This window comes from Streptomyces sp. CBMA156 (assembly GCF_014596515.1).
Classification (GTDB): domain Bacteria; phylum Actinomycetota; class Actinomycetes; order Streptomycetales; family Streptomycetaceae; genus Kitasatospora.
On the sequence record NZ_MSJQ01000168.1, the window covers coordinates 26,305 to 36,528 of the forward strand.

13 protein-coding genes and 1 riboswitch are annotated in these 10,224 nt (G+C 72.8%); of the genes, 8 read left to right on the forward strand and 5 right to left on the reverse strand.

The genetic code is table 11. The features are described from left to right. Positions 1-164: 164 nt before the first annotated feature. Positions 165-299: riboswitch (TPP riboswitch) on the forward strand. After that, a complete protein-coding gene (gene thiC / locus BU198_RS14055; RefSeq protein ID WP_188297169.1) occupies positions 294-2,108 on the forward strand; it encodes a phosphomethylpyrimidine synthase ThiC in 1,815 nt (604 codons plus the stop codon). Its footprint overlaps the riboswitch before it by 6 nt. 58 nt (positions 2,109-2,166) lie before the next feature. Here thiC and BU198_RS14060 read toward each other — a convergent pair whose 3' ends face one another. Next, positions 2,167-2,586, reverse strand: coding sequence for a nuclear transport factor 2 family protein (locus BU198_RS14060; protein WP_188297170.1), 420 nt, complete (start codon positions 2,584-2,586; stop codon positions 2,167-2,169). Between the two features lie 143 nt (positions 2,587-2,729). On the opposite strand from BU198_RS14060, the gene BU198_RS14065 reads away from it, so the two are divergent. From BU198_RS14065 to BU198_RS14085, 5 genes are all read left to right on the forward strand, one after another. Further along, the gene (locus tag BU198_RS14065) at positions 2,730-2,984 is read left to right on the forward strand and encodes a helix-turn-helix transcriptional regulator (protein ID WP_223244364.1); all 255 of its coding nucleotides are present in this window, start codon (positions 2,730-2,732) and stop codon (positions 2,982-2,984) included. 109 nt (positions 2,985-3,093) lie between these two features. Beyond that, a complete protein-coding gene (locus BU198_RS14070) occupies positions 3,094-4,077 on the forward strand; it encodes an NAD-dependent epimerase/dehydratase family protein (RefSeq protein ID WP_188297171.1) in 984 nt (327 codons plus the stop codon). Between the two features lie 103 nt (positions 4,078-4,180). Continuing rightward, entirely contained in the window at positions 4,181-4,402 is a 222-nt protein-coding gene (locus BU198_RS14075) for a type II toxin-antitoxin system VapB family antitoxin (RefSeq protein ID WP_188297172.1), read from the forward strand. Further along, positions 4,399-4,818, forward strand: coding sequence for a PIN domain-containing protein (locus BU198_RS14080; protein ID WP_188297173.1), 420 nt, complete (start codon positions 4,399-4,401; stop codon positions 4,816-4,818). Before BU198_RS14075 ends, BU198_RS14080 begins: the two co-directional genes overlap by 4 nt. 128 nt (positions 4,819-4,946) lie before the next feature. Continuing rightward, positions 4,947-5,384, forward strand: a complete 438-nt coding sequence (locus BU198_RS14085) for an SRPBCC domain-containing protein (protein WP_188297174.1) — start codon at positions 4,947-4,949, stop codon at positions 5,382-5,384. 72 nt (positions 5,385-5,456) lie between these two features. Here the strand turns inward: BU198_RS14085 and BU198_RS14090 are convergent, their stop codons facing one another. After that, positions 5,457-5,843, reverse strand: a complete 387-nt coding sequence (locus BU198_RS14090) for a VOC family protein (protein WP_188297175.1) — start codon at positions 5,841-5,843, stop codon at positions 5,457-5,459. A 128-nt stretch (positions 5,844-5,971) separates the two neighbouring features. On the opposite strand from BU198_RS14090, the gene BU198_RS14095 reads away from it, so the two are divergent. Both BU198_RS14095 and BU198_RS14100 read left to right on the forward strand, forming a co-directional pair. Continuing rightward, positions 5,972-6,898, forward strand: coding sequence for a LysR family transcriptional regulator (locus BU198_RS14095; protein WP_188297176.1), 927 nt, complete (start codon positions 5,972-5,974; stop codon positions 6,896-6,898). 82 nt (positions 6,899-6,980) lie between these two features. Continuing rightward, positions 6,981-7,118 (forward strand): hypothetical protein, encoded by a 138-nt coding sequence (locus tag BU198_RS14100; protein WP_188297177.1) that lies wholly within the window; start codon positions 6,981-6,983, stop codon positions 7,116-7,118. Between the two features lie 62 nt (positions 7,119-7,180). Here the strand turns inward: BU198_RS14100 and BU198_RS14105 are convergent, their stop codons facing one another. The 3 genes from BU198_RS14105 to BU198_RS14115 all read right to left on the reverse strand — a co-directional run. Next, positions 7,181-7,741 carry a hypothetical protein gene (locus tag BU198_RS14105; RefSeq protein WP_188297178.1) on the reverse strand — a complete coding sequence of 187 codons (561 nt, stop codon included), beginning with the start codon at positions 7,739-7,741 and terminating at the stop codon, positions 7,181-7,183. A 147-nt stretch (positions 7,742-7,888) separates the two neighbouring features. Further along, entirely contained in the window at positions 7,889-9,379 is a 1,491-nt protein-coding gene (locus tag BU198_RS14110; RefSeq protein WP_223244362.1) for a prolyl oligopeptidase family serine peptidase, read from the reverse strand. 138 nt (positions 9,380-9,517) lie between these two features. Further along, on the reverse strand, positions 9,518-10,224 hold a 707-nt coding region (locus BU198_RS14115; protein WP_188297179.1), incomplete at its 5' end, for a hypothetical protein.

Below are 10,224 nucleotides of genomic sequence, written 5' to 3' on the forward strand. Positions count from 1 at the left end.
TGTCTGCGGAGTATTGGTGAGCATTATGAGGGGGCGGTAGGACACTTTCGGCCGCGGGGTCGGTCGGGGGCGCACTCGGCGCCGTCCGCCGACCGGCCCGCGACACGCTCTGGACCTGCGGCGATCCGCTCGCTACCGTGTTGGGCGTCGTGTGCAGGCAACACCGCCTGCGACGCGGGAGCTCGGAGCACCGGGCTGAGAGGGCGCTGACCGGGACGTCGACGGACGGACCGACGGCTGCGTCGACCGCAGGAACCTGACCGGGTAATGCCGGCGTAGGGAGTAGAGGTCTGATGACCACGTTCGAAGCACAGCCGCAGTCTGCCCAGGGCGCCCCCAGCAGCGAGCACACCGGCTACCCGACCCCGGCCTGGCGCAAGGCCCACCGCGAGGGATCGCGTCCCGACCTGCGCGTTCCGTACCGCGAGGTGCAGCTCACCAACGGCAGGACCGTCCCGCTGTACGACACCTCGGGCCCGTACACCGACCCGTCCTACGAGCCCGACGTGCGCCGCGGCCTGCCCGCGCTGCGGGACGCCTGGATCCGCCAGCGCGGCGACGTCGAGGAGTACGACGGCCGCGAGGCGCGCCCCGAGGACGACGGGATCAGGCACACCTCGCCGCGCGGCGGCAACCTGCGCAACCTGGACGCCGTCTTCCCCGGCCGTCCGCGTCGCCCGCTGCGTGGCCGCGGTGGTGTCGCCGTCACCCAACTCGCCTACGCCAAGCGGGGCGTGGTGACTCCCGAGATGGAGTTCGTGGCGCTGCGCGAGGGCCTGGCGCCCGAGTTCGTGCGCGCCGAGGTGGCCCGCGGACGGGCCGTCATCCCGGTCAACGTGAACCACCCGGAGGTGGAGCCGGCGATCATCGGCACCAACTTCCTGGTGAAGATCAACGCCAACATCGGCAACTCGGCCGTCACCTCCTCGATCGAGGAGGAGGTGGAGAAGATGACCTGGGCCACCCGCTGGGGTGCCGACACCGTCATGGACCTCTCCACCGGCCGCAACATCCACACCACCCGCGAGTGGATCCTGCGCAACTCCCCGGTGCCGATCGGCACGGTGCCGCTCTACCAGGCGCTGGAGAAGGTCGACGGCAAGGCCGAGGAGCTGAGCTGGGAGGTCTACCGGGACACCATCGTCGAGCAGTGCGAGCAGGGCGTCGACTACATGACCGTCCACGCCGGCGTGCTGCTGCGCTACGTCCCGCTCACCGCCCGCCGCAAGACCGGCATCGTCTCGCGCGGCGGCTCGATCATGGCGGCCTGGTGTCTGGCGCACCACCGGGAGAACTTCCTCTACACGAACTTCGAGGAACTCTGCGACATCCTCGCCTCCTACGACGTCACCTTCTCGCTCGGTGACGGCCTGCGCCCGGGCTCGATCGCGGACGCCAACGACGAGGCCCAGTTCGCCGAGCTGAAGACCCTCGGCGAACTCGGCCGGATCGCCCGCGAGCGGGACGTCCAGGTGATGATCGAGGGCCCGGGCCACGTCCCGATGAACAAGATCAGGGAGAACATGGATCTCCAGAAGGAGATCTGCGACGAGGCGCCGTTCTACACCCTCGGCCCGCTCACCACGGACGTCGCGCCCGGCTACGACCACATCACCTCGGGCATCGGCGCCGCGATGATCGCCTGGTGGGGCACCGCGATGCTCTGCTACGTGACCCCCAAGGAGCACCTGGGCCTGCCCAACCGGGACGACGTCAAGACCGGCGTGATCACCTACAAGATCGCCGCCCACGCCGCCGACCTGGCCAAGGGCCACCCCGGCGCCCAGGCCTGGGACGACGCCCTCTCCGACGCCCGCTTCGAGTTCCGCTGGGAGGACCAGTTCAACCTGGCCCTCGACCCGGAGACCGCCCGGTCCTTCCACGACGAGACCCTCCCCGCCGAGCCCGCCAAGACCGCCCACTTCTGCTCGATGTGCGGCCCGAAGTTCTGCTCGATGAAGATCTCCCAGAAGATCCGTGACGAGCACGGCGACGGTTCCACCGCGGTGAACAGCGAGTTCGACGCCGAGGCCCTGGCCGGCATGGCCGAGAAGTCGGCCGAGTTCGCGGCCCAGGGCAACAAGGTGTACCTCCCCCTGGTCGACTGACCCGGGACACCCGAGCGCCGCCCTCGATCACCTCGGGGCGGCGCTCTGTCGTCCTCGGCTACTTCTCGGTGCCGGCGAAGACCATGCGGTGTCCGCGCGCGGTGTCCATGTACTCGCGGACGCGGTGGATCAGCCCGTCACGGAGTTCGAAGACCAGGCAGTAGTCGTTGGCGTAGTGGTTTCCGTCGGCGGGCGTCGCGGTCATGGTCTCCTCCACCACCACGCGGTCGCCGTCGGCATGGAAACCGTGGAAGGTGACGTCCACGTCACCGGCGAACAGGCGGGAGAAGTCCTCGGCGAGGAAGCGCGTGATGACTTCCCTGCCGACCAGGTGGCTGGGGCAGTCCAGCGCGGTGGCCGTCGCGTTCCCCGGAGGTGCCAGCCACTCGGCGTCCTCGGTGAAGACCTCGGAGATCCGGTCGGCGTCGTGGATGGCGAACGCCTTCCAAGCGGCCTGGACGATGTCGTGGCTGCTCATCGCGTCGCGGTCGGGGTGGGCGCCGGGCCGGGGGGTCGACCGTCCGGTCCCGGCCGGTCGACCGGGCGCCGGCCGCGGTTGCGCGCGAGGCGATCACCGAAGGGGCCCCGGAGGCCGGAGGGCTCTTCGCACTGGCCGCGCTGCTGGAGGTGTCGCCCTACCGGCTGAGCAGGGTGTTCTCCAGGGAGACGGGCGTCTCGCTGACCCGCTGCCGCAACCGGGTGCGCGTCGCCCGGGCCATGGACCGGATCGCCGAGGGCGAACCCAGCCTCGCCGACCTGGCGGCACGGCTGGGCTTCGCCGACCAGGCGCACCTGACTCGCGTCATCCGCGAGCACGTGGGCCACACACCCACGGTGCTGCGTCGCCTGCTCGCCCCCGGTACGCGCACGTCATGAGCCGCTGATGTTCGCGGCCGACACATGATCGAACCGGTTTTCACCCGAATGGTTGCGGCTTCAGGTCCGCCGGCATGCGAATCGGCCGTGGCGTCGGCACATTGAAAGCATGCTCGAAGCATACGAGAAGGTATTGGTGACCGGCGGGCTGGGATTCGTCGGACGGCACCTGACCAATTCTCTCCTCTTTCTGGGGAAAGAGGTGACCATCATCGACAACGCCAGGACGGCGATGAGTGTGGAACCGCCGTCCGGGGTCACCCTGCACCTGCTCGACATTCGCGAGGGCGACGCCATCGCCGAAGCCGTCGACGGTGCGGAACTGGTTTTCCACGTCGCCGCGAACGCCAACGGGACGCTGTCGGTGACGCAGCCGCGTCTGGACTTCGAGATCAATGCCCTCGGCACCGTCTCCTTCGCCGAGTCCCTGCTCAAGTCGGCCGTCCGCCGGGTCGTCTACGTCTCGTCCGCGTCCGTCTACGGGACGCCGCGGCGGTTCCCGATGGACGAGGACCACCCGACGCGGCCGTTCGTGCCGTACGGCGCCTCCAAGCTCAGCGGCGAGATCTCCTGTCTCGCGCTCCACCACGCGTGCGGCCTGCCCGTGGTGGTGGGCCGGCCGTTCTGCGTCTACGGGCCGGGCGAGAACCCGCACGAGGCGATGGTGGAGGTCGGCCGTTTCCTCCGCTGGCACCTCAACCACCGCCCGATCCAGATCGTCGGGGACATCGACCGGAAGACCCGGGACTTCGTCCATGTCACCGATCTGGTCCAGGGGTTGCTGACCATCGCCGACCGGGCGGAGCCGGGTGAGGTCTTCAACATCGGCTCCGGTACGGAGACGTCCATGCGGCAGCTCGTCGGCGCGATCGGCGAGGCGACCGGCGTGACGCCCGAGGTCAGCGTGATCCCGGAGATCGAGGACGACACCTACCGGCTGGTGGGGGACATCTCGAAGCTCCAGGGGCTGGGCTACCGGCCGGCGGTCGCGCTCACCGAGGGCGTGCGGGACGTGGTCGACCACCTCGGCGCGAACCCGGAGCTCCCCGGCAGCCCGACCATCTTCTCCCGCGGCCAGCACGGCGAGTCCTGATCCGGGCTCCGCCGTCCGCATCGCCGTCGCCGTTCACCGGCCCGAGCTTGGCGGACACCGCTATATTCAAGAGTGCTGTTGTCTTTATATAGCGGAGGCGAATATGAGCGTGACGACCATCGATCTGGATGACGACGCCCTGGCGAAGGCTCTCCGCTTCTCCGTGGGCGCGACCAAGAAAGAGGTGGTGAACACCGCCTTGCGCGAGTACGCCGAGAGACACGAGCGGGCCGCCCGGCGGGCTCGGCACTTCCAGGCCGCCCAGGAGTGGGACTACGAGGGGCGGCAGCAGCTCCAGGAGGCCGAGAAGCGAGGGGAGGGATGATCCGCTACCTCGCCGGCTCCACCGCCGTGTGGCGGTTGCTGCGCGAAGAGCATCTGAACGACGCGTGGGGTGAGGACATCGACCTCCGGGTCATCGGATCGTGCGCTCCCCAGCGCACCGAGTTCCGGCGCTCCGCCCGCAACCTCGTGCACTACGAGCAGATGGGCGAGATGTTCGCCGACCTGTATCCCGATGTGCCGCTGCCGAAGAACACGTGGGCCTGGATCGAGTCCGCCCAGTTCAGGCTCGCTCAGAGCGGCGGAGCGGTCCGGGCGCTGTCCACCGTCGACCTGATGGTCTGTGCCACCGCGGCCCACCACGGGCTGATCGTGCTGCACGACGACAACGACTTCGTCACCGTCGCCGGGGTGCTGAGCGATGTGCTCCAGCGCAGTGTCCGGGACGTTCCGCGCTAGCCGGCGGGCTGGGGCCGCGGGCCGGGTGGATCCGGCGGAAGAATTTTCCGCGGGGAGCGATGAGTTTTCGGAGCGGCCCCGGTCTACCCCTGTGCAAGCGACGACGTGACCACGGAGGAGACACCGAGATGACCGAGAACCTGGGCGAGCTGACCATCACCCGCGAGCTGCCGGGCGGGCCCGCCGCCGCGTTCGAGGCGTACTTCGAGCCGGAGCAGTTCGTCCGCTTCTGGGGGCCGGTCGGCACCCACGTGCCGCTGGAGACCGTGACGATCGAGGCGCGGGAGGGTGGACGGTACGACAGCACCATGGTGCTCGACGAGACCGGTGAGCGGTACCCGCTGAAGGCCGAGATCACCGGGATCAGGGCCGGCGAGTTCTTCGCGATGGTGGAGGAGAACACCGGCATGCGGTCCACCCTCACCTTCACCGACCTCGGCGAGGGCGGCACCCGGGTGGTGCTGCACCAGACCGGGGTGCCGGAGATGTACCGCGGCCCGGAGGCCGAGGCCGGGCTCAACTCCAGCTTCGACCGCCTGGTCGAGCACCTCGCCGGGCGGAACTGACCGGCGCACAGGGGGAGTTCGGGCCTCTCGGAGTGCCGTCCCGGCCCGGTTCGCGGGGCGGGGCGGCACCGCTCAGTTGGCGGTGTCCTGGGGGTACCAGCGCAGTTCGACCGTGTTGCCGTCCGGGTCCCTGACGTAGAGGGAGGTGGCGGTGCCGCGGGCGCCGTAGCGGGAGACCGGGCCGTCGAGGACGGTGAAGGTGCCCGCGTCGACGACCTCCTGCCAGTCGAGGGGCTCGACGGTGAGACAGATGTGGTCGACGTTGGACTCGTGCCGGGGGCCGTGGATCAGGTCGATGATGGTCTCGGGGGTGACGCGGACGGAGGGGAAGGACACCTGCCCGGCCCGCCACTCCTCGACCCGGACGGGGGCCAGGCCGAGCAGGCCCTGGTAGAAGGCCAGCGAGCGTTCGACGTCGGCGACGTTGAGGACGAGGTGGTCGAAGGCTACGACGCGCATGGTGATCGGTTCCGTTCGGGTACGGCTGCTGGGGACGGGTTCCACGATCCTCCTGGTCGGACGCGGCATCAATGCGAGATGGCCGTACGATCGTTGAGCAGGATTCAACGATCGAGGGATGGGGCGGGATGCTGGAACGGCTGGAGACCGAGGTCTTCCTCGCGCTCGCCGAGGAGCTGCACTTCGGCCGGACCGCCGAGCGGCTGCACCTGAGCACCGGGCGGGTCAGCCAGCTGGTGAAGAAGCTGGAGCGCCGGATCGGCGGCCCGCTGTTCGACCGCACCAGCCGGTCGGTCCGACTCACCGCCGTGGGGCGGCAGTTGGCGGACGACCTGGTCCCGGTGGTGGCGGCGATGGACGCGGCACTGCAACGGGCGGAGGACGCCGGCCGGGGTGTCACCGGGAGGCTGAGCGTGGCGTTCCTCGGCGAGTGGACGGCGCCGGTGCTGCTCAGGGCGGTCGCGCTGTTCGGCGAGCGGTACCCGGACTGCCGGGTGGACGTGCGCGAGGCGCAGCTCGCCGACTCCCGGTCGAGCCTGGCGGACGGCTCGGTCGACGTCCTGATCGCCTCCTACCCGTTCGACGGCATGGCCCGCGGCCCGGTGCTGCTGACCGAGCGGCGGGTCCTCGCGGTGGCCGCCGGGCATCCGCTGGCCGCCGAGCGGTCGGTGTCGGTCGAGGTGCTCGCCGACCACCCGGTGGTGCAGTACCCGGCCGTCACCTCGGCGGGCTTCAAGCGCGACCGCACGCCCGACCGCACCCCGTCCGGCCGCCCGGTGCCCAAGGGGCCGTCCGGCGCCACCTTCTCCGAGCTGCTCAGCCTGGTGGCCATGGGGCGCGGCGTCCTGCCGGTCGGTGAGCACTCCCGCCGCTACTACCCGCGCCCGGACGTCGCCTACGTGCCGATCCACGACGCGCCCCCGATCGAGCGCGGCCCGGTCTGGCTGGAGAGCAACACCACCGCCCGGGTCCGCGCCTTCGTCCAGGCGGCGACGGACGTCGCCGAGGGCCGGGACGGCGTGACGGGGCCGCTGTGCGTCCTGGCGCAGGGGTGACCTCCGTCGGGCCGCCCGGAAGCCGGGTGACCTGGGGAAATCCGTTGGCGGACGGCGACGGCCCGGAGGCAGACTGCCCCGCATGACCGAGCGGGACGAGAAGCGGGACGAGTCGGCCGAGCGCCACGTGACGGCCGAGCCCCACGTGACGGCCGGGCGGGCCGACGGCGCGGCCGGGGCGCTCGCCGAGCCCTGCCCGCACGGCGCCGCCGGGCTGTGACGGGGCTGTGACGGGGCCGCGGGAGGGCGCGCGGTCAGGGTGTCGGCGGGCCCGGAGGCCGGTCAACTCGCCCTGCGCCGACGGTAGTAGTGCACGGTGAGCACGGCGAGCAGCGGGCCCCAGGCGGCCAGTGGCAGATAGCAGATCCAGAACACGACGGTCTGCCAGCCGTGGGTGACGACCCCGCCCCGGTCGCCCCGGATGGTCAGGCCGAGCGAGAACATCACCATCGCGTACGGGAAGACCATCAGCGCCGCCGAGCCCAGCCCGGCCGGGATCACCGCGGCGAGCACCGGCACCGGCCGGCCGCCGAGGACGGGGATCCGGCGCGGCCAGACCTCGCCCCAGCGGGCGACCAGGCCGAAGCAGAGGAGGGCCAGCGCCTCGCTGACCACGCTGAGCGCGAGGATGTACGCCCAGCCGCCGTCGAACGAGGCCGGGTCCTGATCCGGGGGCGTCGGGCTGTGGTGGAGCAGCGGCAGTCCGAGGACGAAGCCGCCGATCCGCCAGAGGCAGGAGGGCAGGACGGCCAGGGTGATCGCGTACCCGGTGAGCACCGCCCAGCGGGGCACGCCGGGGGCGGGTGTGCCGTGCAGTCGTGCCGCGATCGTCCGTGCGCCCATGGTTTCCGCCTCAGGGACCGGGCGGACGCCGTCCGTCCGCCACCGGCTGCCACGCTTCCGGAGCGGGCCGGCGGGGGCGTCCTCACCCGGGCCGAACCCGCTCCCCCGGGCGGGGGAGCGGGCCGGTGCCCGGCGGGCGACGGCGGGTCAGGGCAGCAGCAGGCCCCAGGAGACGGCCCAGGGCAGGAACACCACCGCGGCCGGCAGCAGGGCGCCCAGCCGGGCCCGGTCCGTCCGGCCGGCGGCGGCCAGGGCGGACCGCTCCCGCCGGGCGCCGGCCGCGGCGACGGCGGCCGCGCCGAGGGCGGACAGCGCGAGCAGCTGGACGGCCAGCCAGACCACCGGGCGGCCGAACAGGACCGGGCCGGGGAACATCGCGGCGGTGACCATCAGGAAGAGCAGGTAGCCGAGGGCGCCCAGGACGGCGCCGGTCCCGGCGAGGGCGGCCCAGCCGGCGGCCCCGGGCAGGGCAGCCGGGCGCGCCCGGCCGCGCAGCCGGCGGAAGGCGCCGGTCAGCGCGTAGCCCGCGAAGCCGGTCAGGCAGAGCAGGGTGGCGACGGCCTCGAACCAGACGGACCGGTACCAGGGGAGCGGGTCGAGCGCGCGGCTGCGGGTGTCCTGCGGCGGGGCCGGGTCGGCGGTGGCGGTGGGCAGGCCGGTGGCGAGCCGCTGGATCCAGGCCGCCTCGGTCGCGGCGTAGTCCGCCGGGAGCCGGTCGGGCCGGTCGTACCCGTCGTCCCCGGTCAGGTGCAGGTTGTGCCGGACGCCGGGGACGGTGCGCAGCGTGTAGTGAGTGTTGCCGCCGCGGTCGAGGGCCTGGCGGATGATCGTGGCGCTCTCCTCGGGGGCGGCCTCGCGGTCGAGCGCGCCCCACTCGGCCAGGACCGGCTGCCGGACCCGCTCCCACGCCGGCACCGGGTCGTAGCCGGCCTCGGGGAACAGCCCGGCGGCCGTGAGCTGACGGACCGAGGTGTCCGCGAGCGCGGTGACCAGCGAGCCGGAGACCCCGGCGTGGCGCAGGTAGCCCCGGTACGCCCAGGCCTGCTGACGGGCGGGGGTGAGGCCGACCGCGCCGACGGTGACCAGGTACGCCGCCTCGGCGGAGCGGGAGGCGGCGAGCGAGGCGACCCAGGCGCCTTCGGAGAGGCCCCACAGGCCGACCCGGTCCGGGTCGGTCTCCGGCCGGGAGCGCAGCAGCCGGACGGCGGCGAGGGCGTCGTCGGCCGGCTGTCCGTAGTCCCGGCGGGTCATCGAGTAGCCGTCGGTGCGCTTGTCGAAGACCAGCGTGGTGACGCCGTGCCTGGCGTACGTCTCGGCGGCGGCCCGCAGTTCGGCCAGCGGGCCCGGGCCGGCTCCGGGGAGCATGACCAGCCCGGGGTCGCGGGTGCCGGCCGCCGCGGTGGGCGGGGCCAGCACCAGTCCGTGCAGGGTGGTGCCGTCGGCGCCGGTGAAGTCGACGCGGCTGGGGACCGGGTCGCCCGCCGCGTCCGTCGGGGACGCCCCGCCCGTCGTACCGGCCCGGCCCGTCGCGCCCGCGGGTCCGGCGGCGGGGAGCAGCCCCAGCAGGGCCGTCAGCAGGGCGGAGACCACCAGCACGGTCGGTCGGGTACGGGATGGTCGGACGGTTCCGGTGCTCATCGCTGGTCTCCCCCGGTCGTTCTCCACGTGTGGGTTCCACCCTGGCGGGCGGTGGAGTCAGGGGCGATGGTGGCCGCACCAGGACCGGGGGTGGGGATGTCCCCAGGAAGCGGCCGCGGCGGCCGGGGACCGGAGGGCTCAGCCGACCTCGTCCGGACCGGTGAAGCCGGGCGCGGTGTACCCGGGTCGGGTGAAGTCGGGCGAGGTGAAGTCGGGCGGGGTGGCGGCCGGCCGGGGCGTGCGGCCCCCGGGATCGGTCAGGTCGTCGGGGCCGGGGCTGGTGTACGCGGGGGAGCTGTACCCGGGGCTGCTGAAGTCAGGCCCCGCGTCGCCGGATTCCGTATCGACTTCCGCACCGGCGTCCACCTGCGGCCCCGACACGGCCGAGCCCGCCGCCGAGCCGGGCACCGGCGGCAGGGCGTCGAGCAGGTACGGGAGCAGACCGCGCTCGCGCAGCGCGCCGCGCCACTCGCCGTGGGCGTCGGAGAGCGCGGCGGCGAGTTCGGGGTCGGTGCCGGCCGGGGCGGTCGAGGCGCCGTCGCGCAGGGCGGTGAGCAGCAGCCCGATGATGCCGATGGCCATCGCGGCGACCCCGGCGGCGAGCGCCACCCACCCGGCGGTGACCAGGGAGCGGGCGAGGCCGAGGCCGGGGTCGGCGGCGCGCAGCAGGTAGCCGGCCAGGAGGAGGCACAGGGCGGCGGCCCAGGCCAGGATCGGGGTGAGCACGGTGAGGACCGGGAACAGCCCGGCGCCGCCGTCGGCGGAGCGCAGCTGGGTGAGCAGCCCGGGGGCGGTGGGTTCGGCGTCGGGGGGTGGCGGCGGCGTGCTGTGCAGGCTCGCGCGCA

Coding starts and splice junctions, on each gene's coding strand:
- BU198_RS14075 (WP_188297172.1), top strand. CDS start 4,181: ATGAGCGTGACGACCATCGATCTGGATGACGACGCCCTGGCGAAGGCT.
- BU198_RS14105 (WP_188297178.1), bottom strand. CDS start 7,741: ATGGGCGCACGGACGATCGCGGCACGACTGCACGGCACACCCGCCCCC.
- BU198_RS14110 (WP_223244362.1), bottom strand. CDS start 9,379: ATGAGCACCGGAACCGTCCGACCATCCCGTACCCGACCGACCGTGCTG.
- thiC (WP_188297169.1), top strand. CDS start 294: ATGACCACGTTCGAAGCACAGCCGCAGTCTGCCCAGGGCGCCCCCAGC.
- BU198_RS14100 (WP_188297177.1), top strand. CDS start 6,981: ATGACCGAGCGGGACGAGAAGCGGGACGAGTCGGCCGAGCGCCACGTG.
- BU198_RS14085 (WP_188297174.1), top strand. CDS start 4,947: ATGACCGAGAACCTGGGCGAGCTGACCATCACCCGCGAGCTGCCGGGC.
- BU198_RS14080 (WP_188297173.1), top strand. CDS start 4,399: ATGATCCGCTACCTCGCCGGCTCCACCGCCGTGTGGCGGTTGCTGCGC.
- BU198_RS14095 (WP_188297176.1), top strand. CDS start 5,972: ATGCTGGAACGGCTGGAGACCGAGGTCTTCCTCGCGCTCGCCGAGGAG.
- BU198_RS14070 (WP_188297171.1), top strand. CDS start 3,094: ATGCTCGAAGCATACGAGAAGGTATTGGTGACCGGCGGGCTGGGATTC.
- BU198_RS14090 (WP_188297175.1), bottom strand. CDS start 5,843: ATGCGCGTCGTAGCCTTCGACCACCTCGTCCTCAACGTCGCCGACGTC.
- BU198_RS14060 (WP_188297170.1), bottom strand. CDS start 2,586: ATGAGCAGCCACGACATCGTCCAGGCCGCTTGGAAGGCGTTCGCCATC.